This window comes from Streptomyces sp. NPDC058457, from assembly GCF_042720695.1.
Taxonomy (GTDB): Bacteria; Actinomycetota; Actinomycetes; order Streptomycetales; family Streptomycetaceae; genus Streptomyces.
In genome coordinates this window covers 1-21,940 of the sequence record NZ_JBHXLU010000119.1, presented here as the reverse complement: position 1 = coordinate 21,940, position 21,940 = coordinate 1, and the positions used below count along the sequence as shown (strand labels likewise).

Here is a 21,940-nt window from a genome sequence, read left to right as displayed (position 1 = left end):
CCCTGCTGAGGGGCTCGGCCGTAGGAGCGCCGTACTCCGGCGTTCCGTGTGAAGGCACCCGCACCCCCGTGTGCGCGTCCACCGTGTTCGATTGATCCGCCACGGAGCCTTCGCATGTCTTCCGAGACCCTCGTCAGAACCACCACCGCTCCCGCCTCCGGCATACCCGGGCCCGCGGCCGACCGTTCCACCTCGCGGGCCGCCCGATGAGGCCCCAGCTGGTGATCGTGGGGGCCGGGCCGCGGGGGACCGGTCTCCTGGAGCGCATCGCCGCCAACGCGCCCGAGCTGTACGCCGGCTCGGGCCTCGACATCCATCTGGTCGACCCGCATCCGCCGGGCGCCGGACGCATCTGGCGGGCCGCCCAGTCACCGCTGCTGTGGATGAACTCGCACGCCGAGGACGTCACCATGTTCACGGACGAGACGGTGCGGATGGCCGGGCCGGTGCGGGAGGGCCCCACCCTGCACGAGTGGGCGGGCCTGGACGGCCGTACCTTCGCCGACCGGCAGATCCAGGGCCGCTATCTGCGCCACGTCTACGACCGGGCCGTCGCCGACCTCCCGGACGGCGTCACCGTCCACCACCACCCGCGCCGTGCCCTGCGGGTGAGCGGGCCGCGCGAGGGCCGCCAGCAGGTCTGGCTGGAGGGCCGGCCACGTCCGCTCCTCGCCGACCTCGTCGTCCTCGCCCTCGGTCACCTGGACGCCGAACTCGACCCGGAACAGGCCGCGTTGGCCGCCTACGCCGACGCGCACGGCCTGCTCCACCTGCCGCCCGACTTCACCGCCGACAGCGACCTGTCCGCACTGCGGCCCGGCGAACCGGTGCTCGTGCGGGGGTTCGGGCTCGCCTTCGTCGACCTGATGGTGCTGCTCACCGAGGGACGGGGCGGACGCTACGACGGCGACACCTACGTGCCGTCCGGGCAGGAGCCGGTGCTGTACGTCGGGTCGCGGCGCGGAGTGCCGTACCACTCGAAGATAGGGTACGACTGGACCGGCGAACGCCCGCCGCTGCCCCGGTTCCTCGGACCCGGCGAGATCGACGAACTCGCCGCCAGGCCGGGAGGCTTCGACTTCCGGCGGGACGTGTGGCCGCTGGTGGAGAAGGAGTTGGGCTTCGCCCACTACCACCGGCTGTTCACCGTCCACCCCGAGCGGACGGCCGTCGCCTGGCGGGACTTCGAGGAGAAGTACGCCGCGGCCGAGGGCGACGCCGAGGTACGCGCGCTGGTGGCGGCCGCCGTACCGGATCCCGCCGACCGGCTCGATCTCGCGGCGCTGGACCACCCGCTGGACGGGGTACGGTACGGGTCGCACGAGGAGTTCCAGGAAGGGCTGCGCGGCTACATCGAGGCGGACCTGGACCGCCGGCACGATCCCGCGTACAGCCCCGACCTGGCGGTGTTCCTCGGACTGCTCTCCGTCTACGGGCAGTTGGTGCGGCTCGGCGACATCGGGCCCTGGTGGCACGGGTTCTTCAGCTATGTCGCCTCCGGGCCGCCCGGCCCCCGGCTGCGGCAGATGCTCGCTCTGTCCCGGGCCGGGGTACTGCGGTTCGTCGGCGCCGGGATGACGGTGACGGCGGCGGACGGGGTGTTCCGGGCGTCCGCCGACACCGTGCCCGGGTTTGCCGTGGAGGCGCGGGCCCTTGTCGAGGCGAGGCTGCCCGAGCCGACCGTGGGGCGCGCCCGGGACACGCTGCTGCGCGAGCTGCACGCCGGCGAGGCCGCCGAGACACCCGACGGGCTGCTCAGGGTGGACCCCGCCGACGGGCGGATCCTCGACGGGGGCGGGCGGCCGCATCCAAGGCGGTTCGCGCTCGGGCCGTTCACGAACGGCCGTACGCCCGGGGCGTTCACCCGGCCGCGCACCGGAGGACCCGCGTTCCGCCAGAACGACGCCACGGCGCGCGCGGCGCTGGCCTTCCTGGCCGACCTGGCGGGCGGGGCCGCCGCGGGGTCCGGCCATGGCTGAGTGCCGTTGCGGCGAGCCGGGAGGCCACCGCCTCGAAAAGTGTTGTCAGCGCTGTTGAGAAGGGATTGCGGCGGCTTGTGTGAAACGGGTGTCTTACAGGGAGGTTCGTGGTGATGACCGGCTCGTACGGCCGGGGGCTGCTGCATCTGGCCGCCGCCGTGGATCAGGTCGGCGTGTTCGACGCGGAGCGCTACGTCGAGCTGGTGCGGCTCGCCGAGAGCGGGGGACTGGACTTCGTGACGCTCGACGGCCGGTTCGGGTGGACGGAGACCGACGCGCTCACCGTGCTGGCGCAGGTGGCCCCGGCCACCCGGCGGATCGGGCTGGTACCGATGACGACCGCCCCCGAGGCCGCCGTCGCCCACCTCGACCGGGTCAGCCGGGGCCGCGCCGGCCGCTGGAGCGAGGACCCGGGGCCCGCGCCGGAGCAGCCGGTCCGGGTGGCCGACGCCACCGAGCCCGCCGCCCGGCAGGCCGCCGCCCGGTACGCCGACGTCGCCCTGGTGCGGGCCGCGAGCTCGGCGCAGGCCGCCGCCGTACGGGACGAACTGCGGGAGTACGCACGGGAGTCCGGGCGGGATCCGGAAGCGCTGCGGGTGCTGGTGAGCCTGGTGGTGGACCTGGGCGACGGGGAGCGCGCGGCCGAGCCGGGACACGGTGGCGGCGGGCCCCGGCAGACCGTGCAGGGACCGCTGTACCGAGGCGGCCCGGTGGATTTGGCGGAGCTGGTCGCCGGCTGGCACGGTGAGGGTGCCACCGACGGCTTCCACCTGGTCCCCGCCGAACCGCGCCGCGACCTGGAACGGCTGGTCAACGGCACCGTGGCGCTCCTCCAGCACCGTGGCCTGTTCCGCACCTTCTACCCGGGCAGCACCCTGCGCGAGCACCTCGGCCTCGCCCGGCCCGCCGGGCAACTCGCGGCGCCCTGAAATACCCTGCGCTCTCCGGTCGTCGGGGACGGACCGAGCGCATATGAGAGAGACATGACGTGAGCCATGGCGCGAGTCATGGTGTGAGTCATGACGTCATGACGAAAGCCATGGAAGGACTGATCGTATGAACGCGGACGCGTCCGGGGACTGGAAGCGCTGGCACGAACACCGCGAGGAGACGGTGTCGGCGCCGTACGGGCCGCTCGCGCTGGTCGGCAGTCACTGGATCGAGGACCATCCGGACGGCCGGCTGCCGGCCGTCCCCGGAATCTGGGCGGTCGACGGGGACGGCGTCCGGCTCACCGCGACGGCGGCCGACGGCCTGGCCCTGGACGGCGAGCCCTTCGCCGGTGAGATCCGGCTCGCCGCCGACCGCGAACCCTCGGCCCGGGTCACGTTCGGCGAGCGCCGGCTGGTCGTGCTGGTCCGCGAGGGCGTCTGGGGCGTACGGGACTACGACCCGGCCGCCGCGACCCGCCGCGCCTTCCGGGGCATCGACGCCACCCCCTACGACCCGCGCTGGTCGGTGCCGGGACGCTTCACGCCGTACGACGACGACCCGCACACCGTCCGCGTCGAAACCGCCGACGGAGTGGAGCGTGCGCTCGTGCTCGCCGGGGAACTCGGCTTCACCGTGGCCGGCCGGGAGCTGACGCTCCAGGTCGCCGAGCAGGCCGACGGCCGGCTGTGGGCGGTGTTCGCCGACACCACCGGCGGGGGCAGCAGTTTCCGGTTCAGGTTCCTCTATTCGGCCGCCCCGGCCGCCGACGGCTCCACCACCGTCGACTTCAACCGGGCACAGCTGCCGCAGTGCGCCTTCGCGGACCACTTCATCTGCCCGTTCCCGCCCCCCGGCAACACCCTGGACCTCGCGGTCGAGGCGGGGGAGCGCAAGCTCGGCTGAGGCTTTCACGGGGAATGTGACATGGGGTCAACTCGCCCGGACCGCGACAGGATCACACAAAGTCGGCGTGGTTCGAACACAGTCGCACGGCCGAAAGGCCCCCTTGCGGCCACCGGTCGTTCGCCCGAATACTCCCCCACAGCGCTTGTCAGGGGCATGTGTGTCCGAAATCCGGGCGCCACCCCTGGCTGCGCCTCACGGGCCCCGACCCCACGCGGGCCCCCGACGTCCCCTGGGAGGGAACGACAAGTGAGGATCAAGCGCACCACCCCACGCAGCGGTATCACAAGACGGACCCGGCTGATCGCCGTGGGCACCGGCTTCCTGGCCGCGGCAGCGTTCGCAGTCCCCACCGCGAGCGCGAGCGACGCACACCCCTTCAGCACGACCCAGCTGAAGGCCGTGAACAGCTCTGTTCTGAAGGCAGACGTCCCCGGCACCGCCTGGTCCGTGGACAGCAAGACCAACCGTGTCGTCCTCACCGTGGACTCCACGGTCTCCAATGCCGAGATCGCCAAGATCAAGCGGCAGGCGGGCGCCGACGCCGGAGCGCTCACCATCAAGCACACCAACGGCACCTTCAAGAAACTGATCACCGGCGGCGACGCCATCTACGGCGGCGCCTACCGCTGCTCGCTCGGCTTCAACGTGCACAGCGGGAGCACGTACTACTTCCTGACCGCCGGGCACTGCGGTGAGGTGGCCTCGACCTGGTACAGCAACTCCGGCCACACCACCGTCCTCGGCACGAACGTCGGCTACAGCTTCCCGACGAACGACTTCGCGCTGGTGAAGTACACCAACACCTCGATCGCGCACCCGAGCGCGGTCGGCAGCCAGACCATCTCCAGCGCGGCCACGCCCAGCGTCGGGACGACGGTGTACCGCCGCGGTTCGACCACCGGCACGCACAGCGGCCGGGTCACCGCGCTCAACGCCACCGTCAACTACGGCAGCGGTGACATCGTCTACGGCATGATCCAGACCACGGTCTGCGCCGAGGGCGGCGACAGCGGCGGCCCGCTCTACGGCGGTACCGTGGCCTACGGTCTGACCTCCGGCGGCAGCGGCGACTGCACCTCCGGCGGTACGACCTTCTTCCAGCCGGTCACCGAGGCGCTGAGCTACTACGGCGTGAGCGTCGGCTGACGACCCTTCGGATCGACTCCCGTCGACTCCCGGCGAGCCCCCGTACGCAACCGGCGTACGGGGGCTCGCCCTTGTACGAACCCGGAGTTACCGTCGAAGGACCGTTGAAGTGAGTCACCCCTTGGGGGCCGGCATGGTCGAGGCGCTGGTGGCGGCCGCAGCCGCTCTCGTGTCCGTTGGAGCGGTCTACGCGATGTCCGCGGCACGGGTCGTCAAACAGTACGAACGGGGCGTGGTGTTCCGCCTCGGCCGGCTCCGACCGGAGGTGCGTGGACCCGGGTTCACCATGATCCTCCCGTTCGTGGACCGGCTCCAGAAGGTCAACATGCAGATCGTCACGATGCCGGTGCCCGGGCAGGAGGGCATCACCCGGGACAACGTGACCGTGCGCGTCGACGCCGTCGTCTACTTCAGGGTGACCTCGCCCGCCGAGGCGGTCGTCCGGGTCGAGGACTACCGGTTCGCGGTCGCGCAGATGGCGCAGACCTCGCTCCGGTCCATCATCGGCAAGAGCGAGCTGGACGACCTGCTGTCGAATCGCGAAAAGCTCAACCAGGGCCTGGAGCTGATGATCGACAGCCCGGCCGTGGAGTGGGGTGTCACCATCGACCGCGTCGAGATCAAGGACGTCTCGCTGCCCGAGACCATGAAGCGGTCCATGGCCCGGCAGGCCGAGGCCGACCGGGAGCGCCGGGCCCGTGTCATCAACGCCGACGCCGAACTCCAGGCCTCCAAGAAGCTCGCGGAGGCCGCCAAGGAGATGTCGGAACAGCCCGCCGCGCTCCAACTGCGGTTGCTGCAGACGGTGGTGGCGGTCGCCGCCGAGAAGAACTCGACGCTGGTGCTGCCGTTCCCGGTGGAGCTGCTGAGGTTCCTGGAGCGGGCACAGCAGCCACTGCCCCCGGCGGGAGGGGCTGGTGGCGCCGACGGGCCGGCGGGGGCGAATTCCGGCCAGGGATAGCCGGAGACGACCAGGGCGGACGCCACTGTCGGCCGCCCGTTGCTCGCACGCGGTGTTTGCAGTGCGAATCCTCCTGGGGTGACTTCCCCCTGTGCACGCCCCGGGCACAGGGGGCGCACAACATCCGCGCACGCGAGACCTGAAGTCGACCTTGTGTGCTCCCTGCGGGTCTCGGAATAGTAGGCGGCCGTCAACCAGCCTTCCGGTCCTCAAGGTCCCCACAACCTTGCGGGCCGACCCCCCCACAGGAGGACATGAGTTGAAGCACCGACGCATACCCGGGCGCCGGGTGGCGCTCGCCGGCGCGGGTGTCGCCGCGCTCGTCGCCGCCGGAGTGACCTTCCAGAGTGCGAACGCCAGCGAGCCCGCCAAGGCTGCCGCCGCACCGCAGACCCTGTCCGCCCCGGCGGCCGGAAAGCTCGCCTCGACCCTCGCCGCCGACCTCGGCACCGACACGGCGGGCACCTACTACGACGCCCGGTCGAAGAACCTCGTCGTCAACGTGCTCGACGACTCCACTGCCAAGGCGGTCGAGGCGGCCGGGGCCAAGGCGAGACTCGTCGCCAACTCCCTCGCCGAACTCGACGGCGCGCGCACCGCGCTGAAGCAGGACGCGACCATCCCCGGCACCTCGTGGGCGACCGACCCGGTCGGCAACAAGGTCGTCGTCACCGCCGACAGGACGGTCACCGGGGCCGAGCTGGCCAAGCTCACCAAGGTCGTCGACGGGCTCGGCGAGAAGGTCGAACTTCGGCACTCCAAGGGGGAGTTCAGGCCCTTCATCGCCGGCGGCGACGCGATCACCGGCTCGGGCGGCCGCTGTTCGCTCGGTTTCAACGTGGTCAAGGACGGCGAGCCGTACTTCCTGACCGCCGGACACTGCACCGAGGCCATCTCCAGCTGGTCGGACTCCTCCGGGACCGTGATCGGCCAGAACACCCAGTCCAGCTTCCCGGGCAACGACTTCGGCCTGGTCAAGTACACCTCGGACGTGGACCACCCGAGCGAGGTCGACCTCTACGACGGCTCCGCCCAGCAGATCACCGGCGCGGCCGAGGCCACCGTGGGCATGAAGGTGACCCGCAGCGGCTCCACCACCCAGGTCCACGACGGCACGGTCACCGGCCTCAACGCCACCGTGAACTACTCCGAGGGCACGGTGAGCGGGCTCATCCAGACCGACGTGTGCGCCGAGCCCGGCGACAGCGGCGGCTCGCTCTTCTCCGGCAGCAACGCGATCGGCCTGACCTCCGGCGGCAGCGGCGACTGCACCTCCGGCGGGGAGACGTTCTTCCAGCCGGTGACGGAGGCACTGACGGCGACGGGGACCCGGATCGGCTGACGGCCCCGGCGTCCCGGATCGGCTGACGGCCCCGGCGTCCCGGATCGGCTGACACGCGCGGTATCCCTGCTGGGCCCCGCCCCCTCCGAGGGGGCGGGGCCTTTTGGCATGCGCCGACGCCGGCCGGGTCCTGGCCGCGGTGCGTCCGGGCCACCCCGAGAGTCACCGATCGTTACGGAAAGTGCCGCATGCGTCGCAGAGCGCCATGGATGCGTTCTCCCGGGCGCCCGAGTTGCCGCGGCGAGATGTGTGTCGTGGCCGTCGTGGCGACGATTTTCCTCAACTGCGGTGGCCGGCTGAGGAGCTGACGGGACGGTGCCTGTTTCAGCCGTCATCCACCTCCCCAAAGAATCGCTGATGTGTTCGAATGCAGGTCGCTGACCGGGGCTGATGAGGCTAGAGTAATCGAACGAGCGTACGATGAACATATCGGGCGCATGGCTTAAAAGGGGTGGAGTGATGGAGGTGCGGCATGACGGGCTTCGCCCATCTGCACGTCGCGTCCGGTTACTCCGCCCGCTACGGTGCCTCCCACCCCGAGCAGCTCGTCGGGCGGGCGGCCGAGCGGGGCATGTCCGCCCTCGCGCTTACCGACCGGGACACCGTCACCGGGGCTGTTCGATTCGCGCGGGCGTGTGCGAAGGATGCCGTCCGGCCGCTCTTCGGTGTGGATCTGGCGGTGGAGGCCCTTGCGCCTCCGCCGCCGGTCCAGCGTCGCCGTACCCCGGCGCGCGGCGGTGCGCATGTGGTCGAGCCGCCGCTGCGGTTCGTGCTGCTCGCGCAGAGCAGGGCGGGCTGGGCCCGGCTGTGCCGGATCACGTCGGCCGCCCACGTCGGTGCCGTGTCCGGTACGCCGCCGGTGGTGCCGTGGGAGGCGCTGCGCGAGTACGGCGGCCCCGGCCTGACCGTGTTGCTCGGGCCGCTCTCCGAGCCGGTACGGGCGCTGTCGGTCGGCCGGGAGGACGTCGCGATGAAGCTGCTGGCGCCCTGGCAGGAGATCTTCGGAAGGGATGTTCGATTGGAAGCCGTTGCGCAGAAACGTTCCGGCGTCGGTCCGGGATCCCTGCGCCTGGCCGCCCGCACCCTCGCGCTGGCCGACCGCACCCGTACCACCGCCGTACTCTCCAACGCCGTCCGCTACGCCGACCCCGAACAGCACCGCCTCGCCGACGTCCTGGATGCCGCGAGGCTGCTGCGGCCCATCGACCGGCGCCGCCTGGACAGCGGACAGCGCTGGCTCAAGGACGAGAGGGGGATGGTGGCCGTCGCCCGCATGATCGCCGAATGCGCCGGAACGGACCCCCGCAGGGCCCGCCGGCTGATGGCGGACACCGCGGACACCGCGACCGCGTGCACCGTCGACCCGGCGGCCGACCTCGGCCTCGGCACACCGCACCTTCCCGAACCTGCCCTCTTCGGCGCCGAACCCGGGGCCGACGGCGCGGCCCGGCTGCTCCGCCTGCGCAGCGAGGCCGGCCTGGTCCGACGCGGCCTCGACCGCGACCGGGAGGCACTCGCCCGACTGGACGAGGAACTCGCCGTCATCTCCCACTGGAACTACGACGCGTACTTCCTCGCCGTCGGACAGGTCGTCGCCGACATCCGGGCCAAGGGCATCCGGGTCGCGGCCCGTGGCTCCGGCGCCGGCTCCCTGGTCTGCCACGCCCTGGACATCGCCACCGCCAACCCGCTCGACCACAGCCTGCTGTTCGAACGCTTCCTCAGCATGCGCCGGGAGTCACTGCCCGACATCGACATCGACGTGGAGTCCGCCCGACGCCTGGAGTGCTACGACACGATCTTCGAACGCTTCGGCAAGGAGCGGGTGGCGGTCACCGCGATGCCCGAGACCTACCGGGCGCGCAGGGCCCTGCGGGACGCCGGCCTTGCGCTGGGGATCGCGCCCGCGGACGTGGACCGGATCGCCAAGAGCTTCCCGCACCTGCGCGCCTGCGACATCACCAGTGCGCTCGCCGAACTGCCCGAACTGCGGCAACTGGCCACCGAGGCACACCGCTACGGACCGTTGTGGGAGCTCGCCGAGGGCCTCGACTCCCTGGTCCACGGCATGGCCATGCACCCCTGCGGCGTGGTCATCAGCGACGCCACCCTCCTGGACCGGCTGCCGGTGCAGCCCACCCCGCAGGGCGACTACCCCATGGCCATGGCCGCGAAGGAGGAGATCGAAGCGCTGGGCAACATCAAACTCGACGTCCTGGGCGTCCGGATGCAGTCCGCGATGGCCCACGCGGTCGCCGAGATCGAACGCACCACCGGCAACCACATCGACCTGGACAACCCGCATCAGGTGCCGCTCGACGACGTCTTCGCCTTCAAGCTCATCCAGGCCAGCCAGACCCTGGGCCTGTTCCAGCTGGAGTCGCCCGGCCAGCAGGACCTCCTGTCCCGGCTGCAGCCGCGTGACGTCCAGGACGTCATCGCCGACATCAGCCTCTTCCGCCCCGGCCCGGTCGCCGGCGGCATGCCCGAGCGGTACATCGCCGCCCGCCACGGCGGCACACCCGCATACGCCCACCCAGACCTCGAACCAGTCCTCGCCGACACCTACGGCGTGACCATCTGGCACGAGCAGATCATCGAGACACTGCGGGTACTGACCGGCTGCGACCGGGCCTTCGGCGAGATCACCCGGCGAGCGCTCGGCGACAAGGAGCAACTGCCCAGGATCAGGGACTGGTTCCACGAGAAGGCCCGCGCGCGCGGCTACGGCGCGGACGTCCGGGACGAGGTCTGGAAGACCGTCGAGGCCTTCGGCGCGTACGGCTTCTGCCGCGCCCACGCGGTCGCCTTCGCCGTACCGGCGCTGCAGAGCGCCTGGCTCAAGGCGCACTATCCGGCGTTCCTGCTGGCGGGCCTGCTCGAACACGACCCCGGGATGTGGCCCAAGCGGGTCCTGGTCGCCGACGCCCGCCGCGGCGGTGTCCCTGTCCTGCCCGTCGACGTCAATCACTCCCGGGTGCGCCACACGGTGGAGAAGGCCGACGGAGACCAGTGGGGTGTGCGGCTCGCCCTGTCCGGGGTGCGGGGCATCAGCGAGGACGAGCGTGCGCGGATCGAGGAGGGGCAGCCGTACGGATCGCTGTCCGACTTCTGGCAGCGGGCCCGTCCCAGCAGACCGGTCGCCGAACGCCTCGCCGAGATCGGTGCCCTGAACGGTCTTCACGACGGCCGTCTCACGCGCCGTGACCTGCTGCTCCAGATCGCCGAACTCCACCGAGCCTCCCGGGTGCGGTCCGCGGGCAAGGGGCAGTTGCCTATCGACACGGACGCCGTCGGCGGGGCGGAGCCGAGCGGTCTGCCGGAGATGACCGGCCGCGAGGCCCTGAGCGCCGAGCTGAGCACCCTCGGCATCGATGTCTCCCGGCACCTGATGGAGCACCATCACCGGCTGCTGCGCGAGATCGGCGCGACCGACGCGGCGCACCTGGCCGGGATGCGCGCCGGCCGGCAGGTCCTCGTCGCCGGGGTGCGGGCCTCGACCCAGACCCCGCCGATCGCGAGCGGCAAGCGGATCATCTTCGTCACGCTGGAGGACGGGTCCGGCCTGGTCGACCTGGCGTTCTTCGAGGACTCGCACCCGGCGTGCGCGTACACCGTGTTCCACAGCGGGCTGCTCCTCGTCCGCGGCACGGTCCAGGTGCGCGGCACCCGTCGTACCGTCGTCGGGACCATGGCCTGGGACCTGGACGAGATCGCCGCCGCCCGCCGCGACAACGGCCCCGAGGCCGCCCTCGCCCTCCTCGGCCGGAGCCGCCCGCACCCGACGCCCGCCCAGCCGCACCGCACCCTGGCCGACGGCACCGCGGGCGCCCGCCTCCACCCGTACGCCGACCTCCAGCCGGCCGGCACCCGCTCGGCCGACCTGAAGAAGTTCGGCCACCGAAGTCCGGGGAGCGCGGGATGAGCGGGATCGGTACGCGGCAGCGGCACATCGCCCACCTTCACCTGCACGACGTACGGAGTGAGGCCCAGTACGGCAACGCGATCGAACTGATGTCTGATATCACGCCTCATGTGCAGGCCGTACCGCCCAACGCCGTTCAACTGGACCTGACGTCGGCGCTCCGGTACTTCGACCTGTCCCCCTACGACGTGGTCCAGCTGGCGAAGCTCAAACTGAAGGCCCTCTACGGCATCGACTGCAGCGCCGGGCTCGCGGGCAACCGCATGCTCGCGGCGATGGCCGCCGACGCCTCCGCGCCCGGCGAGACCACCTGGGTTCCCACCGCCGACGCGGCCGACTGGCTGTATCCGCGGCCGGTCACCGCGCTCCCGGGGATCGGCCGCGCCACGGCGGAGACACTCGGCAGATACGGCCTGCACACCATCGGCCAGGTCGTCGAACTGCCCGCGGGAACACTGCAGCGACTGCTCGGCGCAGGCCCCGCCCGACTGCTGGCCGAACGCGCCCGCGGCCACGACCTCCGCCCGGTCACCCCCGCGGAACCGGCAGCGCATCTGCTGGCCGACCTCGTACTGGAACGGGACTCCCTCGATCCTGCCCAGCACCACCGCGCAGTGCTGGGGCTCGCCGACCGGATCGGCCAACGACTGCGGGGTGAGAGCCAGGTCGCCGGCCGGCTCACCCTCACGGTGCGGTACGCCGACCGCAGCTCCACCACGCGCACACGTGCCCTGCCGGAACCCACCGATCACTCACCGGCCCTCACCGCGGCGGCCCTGGGGCTGCTGGCCTCCCTCGGGCTGCAGCGCGCAAGAGTCCGCGCCTTCGCGATCCGCGCCGACGGACTGCGGCCGGCCGACAGCGCCTACCGGCAGCTCTCCCTGGACCCCGGCGACGATCGTGCCCGTGCGGCCGAAGCCGCCGCGGACCGTGCCCGCCGCCGCTTCGGACCGAGGGCCATCCGCCCGGTGACTCTGGCCGACTGATTGTTGAGCACACGGATGTCCGGGCTGTGAGCAGGCGTCTGTGCAGGACGGTCGAGGGAGACGTCTCCGGCCTTGCCGTTGCGTGAATGCGCCCATTCCGGCGGCATGCCGAAAGGGTGGCGCCAACGGTACGCAACCGGCTGGTGTGACTGTGCATTCCGGTTGGCACCGTTCGTCAAGTGGAGTGCACAACGCCGCCGCTGTCGAAGGTGGGGACCTACAGCCCCTCGTAGGACGAGAGCGTGGTGCCGCCGGGGAAGATGTCGCCCTTCCAGATGAATGTTTGGGCGACCGCTGAGGTCGCTCCTCGGGACTGAACGACGTCGAGGCAACACCTGGGTCGGTGGACTGTGAGTGCGGATCGATCGTGACGGCGCGTGCGGGCAGCAGGACGGGATGAGACCTCGTTCGATGCGTTTGGTCGCTGGCTCTTCTACCCCAGTGGCGAGGTTCGGGTGCCGATCTTGTCGGTGGTCTCCATCGGGACGCGGTGGCCGTTCAGGAACAGGCTCAGCATGCTGAACCAGCTGATCGTGGTGATGTACTTGCGCGTCAGAGGGGTGCCAAAGGTGTCCAGCAGGGACTGCAACGTGCGGTCACGCAACGGCCCCTGCGCCCACCCCTACCCCCAATACCCGGCATGCACCGCTGCCGCCTCCTCGTACAGGTACGGCCCGGACACCTCCACCATGTTCCCGCCTGCCTCGAAGACCCGGCGGCACGGCAGGTCGAGCAGTGGTTCGTCGGGATCCGCTCCCGCGAGGACGTTCAGCTCCGTGGCCGCGAGCGCGTACACGACTCGGCGGATACCGCTCCAATAGACAGCGCCGGAACACATCGCACACGGTTCGGTGCTGGTGTACATCGTGGCCTCGAGGAGCTGACTCGGCTCCAGCGTCCGTGAAGCCGACCGCACCAGGTTGGTCTCCGCGTGCCCGGTGAGGTCGCGTTCGGTCAGGACCGTGTTCTCAGCTGTGAGCAGGACGTTCCCCGTGGAGTCGGTCAACAGCGCGCCGAACGGGTGGTTTCCGTGCTTGCGCGCGCGGGCCGCGAGCTCGATAGCGGCAAGCAGGTGAGCTCGGTCCTGGTCGGTCGGCTGGTTCAGTGACGGCTGCATCATGCTCTCCTCGGAGGTTGAACCCGGCGGAAGGGAAGGTTATACGTATGACTCCGGCTGGGCCAGAGCCTTCGTTTCCGCTAGGTCTGTTCAGATCCGGCCGCCGACTCAGGAACCGAAGCGAACCCCGGAGGGACCTGGCCGCCGCCCTCCGCCTCACTGCCCGCGACTGCCGCAGATCCCTGACCGCCCTCGGCCTCACCGGATGAATCCGGACAGATCTCGATCATGCAAGGGACCCTGCCGTGACAGGTACCGACGAAACGGGCTTCTGGCAATGACGAAAGTCCCGGACAGAGGCCCGTTTCGCGTTTCTGTCATTCCTCGGTGCCGTAGTCGATGCCTGCCGGTGTTTGGCTCCCGCGTCCTGGCTGAGGGTGACCCGCGCCCTGGCCCGCTCGGCGCTGAACGCGGCCGGTCGTGCCCCGACCGCTACGCGCCGGGCGGCGAGCACTCGATGTCGGAGACCGTCGCGCCTGCCGAAGGTGCCTGGTCGGGCGCGGGGGCGGCGCCCTCGTCGAGCCCACGGGCGGTGTGGACCCGCAGCAGTCCTTCGATGCCGCGCAGCAGGGTCTCGCCGGCCATGACGGGGTCGCCGAGGTAGCCGGCGCTCATCGCGCCGTCGCGGAGCATGACGAAGTGCCGCCCGGCGTGCTCGGCGGACGCGTCCGTGATCTCGGCGAACAGTCCGGTGATCGTCTGCAGGAACCACTCGCGGTGTTGCACGACGGCCCGGTGGACCGGGTGGCCGGGAGCGGGGAATTCCGCTGCCGCGTTGAGGAAGGCGCATCCGCGGTAGCCGGGCGAGCGGATCTGCTCGACCAGGGACGCACCGATGCCCCGCAGGATGCCGTCGGTCGGCACGTCCGCGGCCATCAGGGAGCCGATCTGGGTGCGGATCGCCTGGTCGACGCTTCCGATGTAGGCGACGGCCAGGTCTTCTTTGCTGCGGAAGTGGCGGTAGAAGGTGGCGTTGGTGACCTTCGCCTCCGCGACCAGGCGGTCGACCCCCACCGTGTGGATGCCCTCGGTGTAGAAGAGCTGCCCGGCGGTCCTCAGGAGCCGCTCTCGGGCCTCGGAGACTCTCCTGCCGGTGCCGGGTTCCGTCTGCGTCATATCGCTCATCGTAGCAGGTAGAACGATCTCTCTATGGGTTAGGTAGAACGTTCTCTCTTGTTTCAGTGGAAGGGGTGTGTCAGGCTGCGAGCGAGAGAGAGATCGTTCTCTCTACTTCGAGATGAGGTTTCCCGTGATCCGTCCTGCCGCCCGTCCCGCACTCCGGCGCTCCGCCGCCTCCGCCGAGCACGTCGGCGCCACGCCCGCCCTGCGCCGGCTGTACTTCATCCGTTTCGCCTTCGCCGCCGCGTGGGCGGCGCTCCTGCTGGCGTCCGGCTCCGATCTCACCACCGGGGCCAAGCTGCTGCTGTTCCTCTATCCCGCCTTCGACGTTGCCGCGGCCATCGTCGACGCCAGGTCGGCGCGCGCCACCGGGCCGGTCAAGGGCCTGTACGCCAACATGGCCGTCAGCGCGCTCGCCGCCGTCGGCGTCGCGGTCGCCAGCACCTCGGGCGTCGCTGACGTGCTGCGCGTCTGGGGTGCGTGGGCGGTCGTCTCCGGTCTGGTCCAGCTCCTCGTAGGCGTCGCGCGACGGCCGATGGGCGGCCAGTGGGCGATGATCGCCAGCGGCGGCATCTCGGTGCTGGCAGGCGCGTCCTTCGTCCGGAGCGCCTCACAGGACGACCCCTCGCTGACCACCCTCGCCGGCTACGCCACGCTCGGCGGGATCTTCTTCCTCGTCTCGGCGATCCGCCTGTCCCGCTCGACCCCCAGGGGCTGACCCGTGTCGACCGAGGATCGCGGCGACCAGGCGCGGCGTGCGAGTCCGGCGTGCCCGGCAGGGTCCGGCTCGGCGACAGACCGGTGCGGCGGATGGCGTTCGGCGCCATGAGGCTGGCCGGGCCGGCGATCTGGGGGCCGCCGACGGACCGGGACCACTCGATCCGGCTGGCCCGGCGGGCGTACGCCGACCGCAGCTCCACCGCACGCGTGCGCAAGCTGCCGGAACCCAAGGGCTGGTCAGCCCTGGGAGTGCACGGCACGGGCGCGCTCCGCTACGTCAGTTGGCCCACGGCGGCACGATCCGGGTGCCGTCGGTGAGTTCGGCCTCCAGGCCGATGGACGTGGTGACCCAGGAGAGCGCGGTGTGGTCGGTCGGGTTCTCGATGGCGAGGGTGGCGCCGGGGTTGACGATGACGGTGTCGCCGGCGCGGACGCGGTCGGTACGGCCGTCGAGGGTGACCAGGAGTTCGCCGACGAGCAGGTGGAAGATCTCCTCCCGGGTGACGGTGTGGGCGGGAGCCCTGGTCCCGGCCGGTATCTCCCCTCGCCAGGCGCACAGTTCCTTGCTGCCGGTGCGGGGAGTGGCGTACGAGACGAAGCGGGCGCCGTGGGTCTCGTGGGTGGTGGCCTCGGTGGAGCGGACGACGGGCATGGGTGCCTCCTGGAGAGATGGTCAAGTAGCTTGACTATATGGTCAAGCTGCTTGACCGGTCCGTCGAGGGTGTTTCAATGCCTCCGTGCAGAACTCCGAGGCCATGGCCCTGTCCGCAGCCCTGCTCGCCGCAGCCGGTGAGCTGACCCGGCGCATTGACGAAGGGGTCGTCGCCCGCGGCTTCGAGGGGGTCAGGCCTGCCCATGGCTTCGCCTTCGCGCGGCTCGCCCCGGACGGGGCCACCGTCACCGAACTCGCCGTGCACCTCGGGGTGACCAAGCAGGCGGCAAGTCAGCTTGTCGATGAAATCGTGCGCAGGGGGTATGCCGAGCGCCGGCCGCACCCCGGGGACGCGCGGGCGCGGCTGATCGTGCTCACCGAGCGGGGGTGGGCGTGCACGCGGGCCGCGGAGGAGGCGGCCGCGGAGGTCGTGCGGGGGTGGGGGGATGTGCTGGGGGAGGGGGAAGTGCGCGTATTGCGGGAGTCTTTGGCCCGTATCGCACCCTATGGTCCCCTCAGGCCCAGCTGGTGACACCCCATCAGGTGGCGGTGTGCGGCCGGTTACTCGGAAGTTTTACCGACGCGTAACTTCACGCTTGCACTACTCGTCCGTAACTTGATGAGTGAACAGCATCCTTCGTGATCCGGATCACAGGGCGTAAGGCCGTCGCACATCCCTTGAGCCGCAAGGAGATCACACGATGCTGCCCTGGAAACGAGTGCTCAGACCCCTGACCGCACTGCTCCTCGCCGCCGCCGTCGCCACCGTTCCCGCCGCCACCGCCCACGCGTCCAGTGCCCCCACCACCGGCTGGAACGACTACTCCTGCCGCCCCTCCACCGCCCACCCCCGCCCGGTGATCCTGGTCCACGGCACCCTCGGCAACTCCGTCGACAACTGGCTCTCCCTCGCCCCGTACCTGGAGGACCGCGGCTACTGCGTCTTCTCCCTCGACTACGGCCAGCTGGACGGCGTACCCGTCTTCTACGGCCTCGGCCCCATCGACAAGTCGGCAGAGCAACTCTCGGCCTTCGTAGACAAAGTGCTCGCCGCGACCGGCGCCGCCAAGGCCGACCTCGTCGGCCACTCCCAGGGCGGCATGATGCCCCGCTACTACCTCAAGTTCCTCGGCGGTGCCGCCAAGGTGAACGCCCTCGTCGGCCTCGCCCCCGACAACCACGGCGCCACCATCAGCGGCCTCACCAACCTGCTGCCGTACTTCCCCGGCGCCTCGGACCTGATCAAGGCCACCACCCCCGGCCTCGCCGACCAGATCCCCGGCTCCGCCTTCCTCACCAAGCTCAACGCGGGCGGCGACACCGTCTCCGGAGTGCACTACACGGTCATCGCCACCAAGTACGACGAGGTGGCCACGCCCTGGCAGAGCCAGTACCTGAGCGGCTCCGACGTCCACAACGTCCTGCTCCAGGACCTCTGCCCGCTCGACCTCTCCGAGCACGTGGCGATCGGGCTCTTCGACCGGATCGCCTTCCACGAGGTGGCCAACGCGCTCGACCCGGCGCACGCCGGCACCACCACCTGTGCGTCGGCGTTCAGCTGAGCCACTGCCCAACTGAACGCCGCCGGGGCCTGTCCGACCTGAGCCGCCGGTCAGGCCCCGGAACCATGAGGGATCAGCGCCGCGGTGCCCGCCGCCGTACCGACAGGAAGAGCGCGCCGGAGCCCAGCGCCAGAGCGGCCGCCCCGCCGATCGCGAGGTACGGCGTGGATCCGTCGCCGCCGGTCGCGGCGAGCGTCGTCCCCGCACTTCCGGCGGGCTCGGGCGAGTTGGCCTCGGCGACCGGTTCGGCCGACGTGCTCGCATCGTCGTCGCCGTGACCGCCGTGCTCGATCGTCGACTTGTCGGCACCGGCCGAGATCTGCTCGTCGGTGGGGGCGGAGGCGGCCGGGGCCGGGGCGGCGCCGGTGGCGGTACCGGTGGCTCCGAAGTCCACGTCCGAGCAGGAGTAGAAGGCCTCCGGGCTGTCCGAGCGCTGCCAGACCGCGTACAGCAGCTGGCGGCCGGTGCGCTCGGGGAGGGCGCCGGAGAACGTGTAGAAGCCGCCGGCGGCGACCGGGTCGACGGCCGCCGCCACCGGGTGGTCGAGATCCAGGTCCGCCCAGGCCAGCGGCTTGGCCGGGTCGTAACCCGCCTTGGTGAGGTACACCTTGAAGGTGCCCTTGTGCGGCGCGGTCACCCGGTATCTGAAGGTGTACGACCCGCCGCTGACGTTCGTCGCCGGCCAGTCGGCGCGGGCCAGGTCGAGGCCCTTGAACTCGTCGTTGTTCGCGCTGCACAGCCGGCCGTCCGGGATCAGCGCCTGGTGCTGCCCGTTCGCGTCACCGATGCGGATGCCGTTCCAGTCGTAGAGGGCCTGGGTGCCACCGGCGGCGACCGCTGCCTTGCAGGCGTCCGACTTCGGGCTCTCCGGGTTCTCCGCGTAACACTGGGCGACCCGGCTGACCGGGTCCCCCATCGTGCCGTGCGCGGACGCGGGCGCGGCGGCGAACGCGACCGCACCCACGCCGAGCGCGACGGCGGCGGCGATCTGGCGGCGTGTTGCGAGCATGCGGAGACTCCTCGGAGCGGTCCTCGGGGGCGGGCCCGGTCCCGCCGGGCCGAATCCCGTGGGGGCGATCAGAAAGCTAGCCCCAAGGAACCGTGAAATCGCCTGCTGGGAGCGGGCGACGGAGATCCTTATGGTCGTCTTAAGGGAGTGCTCAGACTGCGCTGAGGTAGTTAGCGTTCACGCCATGACCGACGACGAGATCCGGCCCGCCCGGGCCGCCGACGTACCGGCCGTGAAGGCCGTGACCGATATGGCGTACCACCCCTACATTGCACGCATCGGGGTGGTGCCACAGCCCATGGAGGCGGACCACACGGCGAACGTGGCCGCGGGCCGGGTGTTCGTCGTCGGGGAGCCGGTGATCGGGCTCGTCGTCATCGAGGTCTACGACGACCACCTGTTCCTCGACAGCATCGCCGTCCACCCCGACGCGCACGGCCAGGGGGCGGGACGACGGCTGCTGGAGTTCGTGGACGCACGCGCGCGTGCGCTCGGCCTGTCCGAGGTCAGGCTCTACACGAACGCGCTGATGTGGGAGAACCGGAAGATCTACCCGAAGTACGGCTACGAAGTCGTCGAGCGGCGCGTGGACGGGCCGTACGACCGGATCCACTACCGCAAGCGGCTGGACTGAAGGGCCCGGGGAGCGGGCCCGGTCAGCCGTCCGGCCACCAGGTTCGTGCGATGTCCTTCCGCACCTCCGGGCGTCCTGCGGGGCGCTCGTCGGCCTCCTCGCGGGTCCGGCGGCGGTCCGTCCTCTTCAGGGGCTTCTGCACGGTTTCGCGGCGCATGGCTGCCTCCTTCAGTGCCTACCGAGATCCGTGTTGTCACGGAGGTAGACGCTTTTGGCGAGAGTTCCTCATCGATGCCGGTCTGTCAGTGGTCGCTGTCACACGGATCGAGTGTCAGTGGTGGGTGTCACTCTGGGGGCATGACGAACGACAGTGATCGGACAGTTGCGGTGAGTGTCGACTGGGATGCGCAGGCCGCCACCTTCGACGCGGAGCCCGATCATGGGCTGGGTGCGCCCGAGGTCCGCGCGGCCTGGGCGGAGCGGCTCCGGGCGTGGCTGCCCGTCCGTCCCGCCGATGTCCTCGACCTCGGCTGCGGCACCGGCAGCCTGTCCCTCCTCGCCGCCGAGCAGGGCCATCGCGTCACGGGGGTCGACAGCTCCCCGGCGATGGTGGAGCGGGCCCGCGCCAAGCTCGCCGGCCGTGACGCGGTGTTCCTGCTCGGCGACGCGGCGGTACCGCCGGTGGGCGAGCAGCTGTTCGACACCGTGCTCGTGCGGCATGTGCTGTGGACGCTGCCCGACCCCGCGCGCGTGCTGCGGCACTGGCGCGGGCTGCTCCGGCCCGGAGGGCGGTTCGTGCTGGTGGAGGGCGTGTGGGGAGCCGTCGCCCCCGTCGGCATACCCGCCGACCGGCTCACCGGCCTCCTCGCGCCGCTCGCCGTGGACGTGCGCGTGGAGCGGCTGTCCGCGGCGGCGGTGCTGTGGGGGAAGGAGGTCGACGACGAGCGGTACGCGGTGGTGGCGACGGTGTGAGGGGGCTTCAGGGCGGCTGCGAGGGGGGCCTCAGGACAGCAGGGCGGCGAAATCCGGCTCGCCGGCCAGCGCCTCCAGCGTGTCGAGCGCGGCCACGGCCGCCGCCGCGGCCTCCGGGTCCCGTTCCGCAAGACCGCTCTCGGCGAACTCGTCCTCGTCCAGCCGGCGTACGTCCGTGCCGTCGGCGGAACGCCACAGGTCCAGGTCGAGGTCCTCGACGACCAGCCGGCCGCCGCTGAGCGTCGCCGGACGGGTGACGTCGCAGTACCACCCCTTCAGCGTGCCGTCGGCGGCGCGGACCTCCTTCACCGCGTACCAGCGGTCGCGCCAGTAGAACTCGGTGAAGACATCGCCCTGTTCGAAGCGGACGAAGCCGAAGTCGCGGGGCGTGTCGCCGGCCCAGGGGGCGCGCACGGCGATCCTGGTGCCGTCGTCGTGCAGCAGCTCGGCGGGGTAACGGATCTTCGTGCGGCCCGCCTTGACCAGCACGACGTCCACCGTGCCTGCAGATTCAGCCGAGTTCGCGGACATACCTGACCTCCGTCGCGCAGATGTCGTACCCGAACCACTTGTTGATCGCCAGCATCGGGCCGTTGCCGCTGTCGTTGCCCGTGAACGCCTGCGTGAAGCCGGCGGCGCGGGCGCGGTGCAGGGAGTCGTTCTTGGCGAGCTTGGCCAGACCCCGGCCGCGGAAGGCACGGGCGGTGCCGGTCATGACGGTGCCGTACCGGGTGCCGCCGTCGGACCGGGCCGCGCTGAAGGCGGCGAGGCGGCCGTCGACCAGGACGACCGAGGTCAGCTCCCGGCTGAACAGCGGGTGCCGCCAGGTGCCGTCCAGCCAGGCCTCGTAGTCGGAGAACTCGTAGTCGATGTCGCTCGGCTCGTCCGACGTCGTGTCCGCGTCGAGAGCGAAGAGCGGACGCGGGTCGTCGGCGAAGTCGGCGGCGGTGCGCAGCTCCACGCCGGGCGGGGGAGTCCGCAGTGGGGGGAGGGCGCCGTGCGCGAGGTCGAGACGGAGGAAGTGGGCGGAGCGGCTCGCGGTGTAGCCGTGCCGCTCGGCGAAGGCGCGGTTGGACGGGGCGTCCAGGACCCAGGCGTACGACGTGGTCGCGCCGACGGCCGACAGGTGTTCCTCCGCCGTACGGGCGAGGAGGGTGCCGGCGCCCCGGCCGGTGCGCTCCGGATGCACGTACACGTTGGCGAAGCCCTGGCCCGGTTCCGTGCTCTCGTGGGCGAGGCCGACCTGGGCGGTGCCGACGATCTCGCCGTCCTCCTCCGCGATCAGCTGGCGGAAGCGGGCGTCCGGGTGGGTGTGCGTGAGGTCGTGGACCAGGGACTCCGGGGTGAACAGCATGTAGGGGAGGGCGAGCCGCCGGACCCGGGCGAAGCCCTCGGCGTCCGACCGGACGTCGGTGCGCAGGTCACGCACGATCACTGTCATGAGCCGCACGCTATGCGGGACATGTGGCGGATGCCTCTCATTTTCCGGCGGGTGCGGGAGAATCGGGCCGTGACCTTGAAGATCCACATCGATGACAGCGCGCCGCCGTACGAGCAGGTGCGGGCGCAGATCTCCGAGCAGGCGCGGGGCGGGGTGCTGCCGGTGGGGTACCGGCTGCCGACGGTCAGGGGGCTGGCCGAGTCGCTGGGCCTGGCGGTGAACACGGTGGCCAAGGCGTACCGGGCGCTGGAGACGGACGGGGTGATCGAGACCCGGGGCCGCAACGGGACGTTCGTCGCCGCGGCGGGCTCGGCCGCCGACCGCGAGGCGTCGCTGGCCGCACAGGCCTACGCCGAGCGGGTCCGACGCCTGGGGCTGGGGGAGAAGGAGGCGCTGGCCGCGGTACGGGATGCGTTGCGGGCGGCGTATGGGGAGGGCTGAAGGGAGCTCGGCACCGCCGGAATACGCCGTCGTGGCTGATCGCCGCTGCGGCGGGGGAAACGAGCTGGCGGGGGAAACGAGCTGGCGGGGGAAACGAGCTGGCGGGGGAAACGAGCTGGGGGGGGAAACGAGCGGGGGGGGCCAACGAGCGGGCG

The 21,940-nt window shown here is 71.3% G+C and carries 23 protein-coding genes; 15 read left to right on the top strand and 8 right to left on the bottom strand.

What is annotated here, in order from left to right; genetic code table 11:
* The first annotated feature begins 206 nt into the window (after nucleotides 1–206).
* The 8 genes from ACFWPS_RS48585 to ACFWPS_RS48550 all read left to right on the top strand — a co-directional run bounded on the left by ACFWPS_RS48585 (nucleotide 207) and on the right by ACFWPS_RS48550 (nucleotide 12,178).
* Nucleotides 207–1,979 (top strand): FAD/NAD(P)-binding protein, encoded by a 1,773-nt coding sequence (locus ACFWPS_RS48585; protein WP_383719340.1) that lies wholly within the window; start codon nucleotides 207–209, stop codon nucleotides 1,977–1,979.
* Nucleotides 1,980–2,092: 113 nt separating this feature from the next.
* Entirely contained in the window at nucleotides 2,093–2,908 is an 816-nt protein-coding gene (locus tag ACFWPS_RS48580; protein WP_383719338.1) for an LLM class flavin-dependent oxidoreductase, read from the top strand.
* Nucleotides 2,909–3,035: 127 nt separating this feature from the next.
* The gene (locus tag ACFWPS_RS48575; protein WP_383719335.1) at nucleotides 3,036–3,815 is read left to right on the top strand and encodes a DUF1684 domain-containing protein; all 780 of its coding nucleotides are present in this window, start codon (nucleotides 3,036–3,038) and stop codon (nucleotides 3,813–3,815) included.
* 249 nt (nucleotides 3,816–4,064) lie between these two features.
* Nucleotides 4,065–4,964 carry a S1 family peptidase gene (locus ACFWPS_RS48570; protein ID WP_383719332.1) on the top strand — a complete coding sequence of 300 codons (900 nt, stop codon included), beginning with the start codon at nucleotides 4,065–4,067 and terminating at the stop codon, nucleotides 4,962–4,964.
* 133 nt (nucleotides 4,965–5,097) lie between these two features.
* A complete protein-coding gene (locus ACFWPS_RS48565; protein WP_383719379.1) occupies nucleotides 5,098–5,925 on the top strand; it encodes a slipin family protein in 828 nt (275 codons plus the stop codon).
* A 259-nt stretch (nucleotides 5,926–6,184) separates the two neighbouring features.
* Nucleotides 6,185–7,267 (top strand): S1 family peptidase, encoded by a 1,083-nt coding sequence (locus ACFWPS_RS48560; protein WP_383719329.1) that lies wholly within the window; start codon nucleotides 6,185–6,187, stop codon nucleotides 7,265–7,267.
* 472 nt (nucleotides 7,268–7,739) lie between these two features.
* Nucleotides 7,740–11,192 (top strand): DNA polymerase III subunit alpha, encoded by a 3,453-nt coding sequence (locus tag ACFWPS_RS48555; RefSeq protein WP_383719326.1) that lies wholly within the window; start codon nucleotides 7,740–7,742, stop codon nucleotides 11,190–11,192.
* Between the two features lie 5 nt (nucleotides 11,193–11,197).
* On the top strand, nucleotides 11,198–12,178 hold the full coding sequence (locus tag ACFWPS_RS48550) for an ImpB/MucB/SamB family protein (protein ID WP_383719377.1): 981 nt from the start codon (nucleotides 11,198–11,200) through the stop codon (nucleotides 12,176–12,178).
* Nucleotides 12,179–12,611: 433 nt separating this feature from the next.
* Here ACFWPS_RS48550 and ACFWPS_RS48545 read toward each other — a convergent pair whose 3' ends face one another.
* The 3 genes from ACFWPS_RS48545 to ACFWPS_RS48535 all read right to left on the bottom strand — a co-directional run bounded on the left by ACFWPS_RS48545 (nucleotide 12,612) and on the right by ACFWPS_RS48535 (nucleotide 14,420).
* On the bottom strand, nucleotides 12,612–12,782 hold the full coding sequence (locus ACFWPS_RS48545; protein ID WP_383719324.1) for a hypothetical protein: 171 nt from the start codon (nucleotides 12,780–12,782) through the stop codon (nucleotides 12,612–12,614).
* Nucleotides 12,783–12,800: 18 nt separating this feature from the next.
* Complete coding sequence (locus ACFWPS_RS48540) at nucleotides 12,801–13,295, bottom strand: nucleoside deaminase (RefSeq protein WP_383719322.1); 495 nt, start codon at nucleotides 13,293–13,295, stop codon at nucleotides 12,801–12,803.
* Between the two features lie 432 nt (nucleotides 13,296–13,727).
* Nucleotides 13,728–14,420, bottom strand: a complete 693-nt coding sequence (locus ACFWPS_RS48535) for a TetR/AcrR family transcriptional regulator (protein WP_383719319.1) — start codon at nucleotides 14,418–14,420, stop codon at nucleotides 13,728–13,730.
* A gap of 199 nt (nucleotides 14,421–14,619) precedes the next feature.
* On the opposite strand from ACFWPS_RS48535, the gene ACFWPS_RS48530 reads away from it, so the two are divergent.
* Together ACFWPS_RS48530 and ACFWPS_RS48525 are read left to right on the top strand one after the other, a co-directional pair.
* Nucleotides 14,620–15,132 (top strand): hypothetical protein, encoded by a 513-nt coding sequence (locus tag ACFWPS_RS48530; protein ID WP_383719374.1) that lies wholly within the window; start codon nucleotides 14,620–14,622, stop codon nucleotides 15,130–15,132.
* Nucleotides 15,133–15,182: 50 nt separating this feature from the next.
* Nucleotides 15,183–15,452, top strand: coding sequence for a hypothetical protein (locus ACFWPS_RS48525; protein WP_383719317.1), 270 nt, complete (start codon nucleotides 15,183–15,185; stop codon nucleotides 15,450–15,452).
* On the opposite strand, the gene ACFWPS_RS48520 is transcribed toward ACFWPS_RS48525, so the two are convergent.
* On the bottom strand, nucleotides 15,412–15,786 hold the full coding sequence (locus tag ACFWPS_RS48520) for a cupin domain-containing protein (RefSeq protein WP_383719314.1): 375 nt from the start codon (nucleotides 15,784–15,786) through the stop codon (nucleotides 15,412–15,414). The genes ACFWPS_RS48525 and ACFWPS_RS48520 overlap by 41 nt on opposite strands.
* A gap of 85 nt (nucleotides 15,787–15,871) precedes the next feature.
* Here ACFWPS_RS48520 and ACFWPS_RS48515 point away from each other — a divergent pair, with 85 nt between their 5' ends.
* Both ACFWPS_RS48515 and ACFWPS_RS48510 read left to right on the top strand, forming a co-directional pair.
* Nucleotides 15,872–16,318 carry a MarR family winged helix-turn-helix transcriptional regulator gene (locus tag ACFWPS_RS48515; protein WP_383719311.1) on the top strand — a complete coding sequence of 149 codons (447 nt, stop codon included), beginning with the start codon at nucleotides 15,872–15,874 and terminating at the stop codon, nucleotides 16,316–16,318.
* A gap of 169 nt (nucleotides 16,319–16,487) precedes the next feature.
* Nucleotides 16,488–17,348: an esterase/lipase family protein gene (locus tag ACFWPS_RS48510; protein WP_383719308.1), complete on the top strand. Its 861-nt coding sequence runs from the start codon at nucleotides 16,488–16,490 to the stop codon at nucleotides 17,346–17,348.
* Nucleotides 17,349–17,421: 73 nt separating this feature from the next.
* Here ACFWPS_RS48510 and ACFWPS_RS48505 read toward each other — a convergent pair whose 3' ends face one another.
* Nucleotides 17,422–18,357 carry a lytic polysaccharide monooxygenase gene (locus tag ACFWPS_RS48505; RefSeq protein ID WP_383719305.1) on the bottom strand — a complete coding sequence of 312 codons (936 nt, stop codon included), beginning with the start codon at nucleotides 18,355–18,357 and terminating at the stop codon, nucleotides 17,422–17,424.
* Nucleotides 18,358–18,541: 184 nt separating this feature from the next.
* On the opposite strand from ACFWPS_RS48505, the gene ACFWPS_RS48500 reads away from it, so the two are divergent.
* On the top strand, nucleotides 18,542–18,991 hold the full coding sequence (locus ACFWPS_RS48500) for a GNAT family N-acetyltransferase (protein WP_383719303.1): 450 nt from the start codon (nucleotides 18,542–18,544) through the stop codon (nucleotides 18,989–18,991).
* A 22-nt stretch (nucleotides 18,992–19,013) separates the two neighbouring features.
* Here ACFWPS_RS48500 and ACFWPS_RS48495 read toward each other — a convergent pair whose 3' ends face one another.
* The gene (locus ACFWPS_RS48495) at nucleotides 19,014–19,148 is read right to left on the bottom strand and encodes a hypothetical protein (protein WP_302832631.1); all 135 of its coding nucleotides are present in this window, start codon (nucleotides 19,146–19,148) and stop codon (nucleotides 19,014–19,016) included.
* 140 nt (nucleotides 19,149–19,288) lie between these two features.
* On the opposite strand from ACFWPS_RS48495, the gene ACFWPS_RS48490 reads away from it, so the two are divergent.
* Nucleotides 19,289–19,903, top strand: coding sequence for a class I SAM-dependent methyltransferase (locus tag ACFWPS_RS48490; RefSeq protein ID WP_383719300.1), 615 nt, complete (start codon nucleotides 19,289–19,291; stop codon nucleotides 19,901–19,903).
* 30 nt (nucleotides 19,904–19,933) lie between these two features.
* On the opposite strand, the gene ACFWPS_RS48485 is transcribed toward ACFWPS_RS48490, so the two are convergent.
* Both ACFWPS_RS48485 and ACFWPS_RS48480 read right to left on the bottom strand, forming a co-directional pair.
* Complete coding sequence (locus ACFWPS_RS48485; protein ID WP_383719298.1) at nucleotides 19,934–20,434, bottom strand: DUF402 domain-containing protein; 501 nt, start codon at nucleotides 20,432–20,434, stop codon at nucleotides 19,934–19,936.
* Nucleotides 20,415–21,344, bottom strand: coding sequence for a GNAT family N-acetyltransferase (locus tag ACFWPS_RS48480; RefSeq protein ID WP_383719295.1), 930 nt, complete (start codon nucleotides 21,342–21,344; stop codon nucleotides 20,415–20,417). The genes ACFWPS_RS48485 and ACFWPS_RS48480 overlap by 20 nt, the downstream gene beginning before the upstream one ends.
* Before the next feature lie 69 nt (nucleotides 21,345–21,413).
* Between ACFWPS_RS48480 and ACFWPS_RS48475 the strand changes: the two genes are divergently transcribed.
* A complete protein-coding gene (locus ACFWPS_RS48475) occupies nucleotides 21,414–21,785 on the top strand; it encodes a GntR family transcriptional regulator (protein ID WP_383719292.1) in 372 nt (123 codons plus the stop codon).
* Nucleotides 21,786–21,940 lie beyond the last annotated feature (155 nt).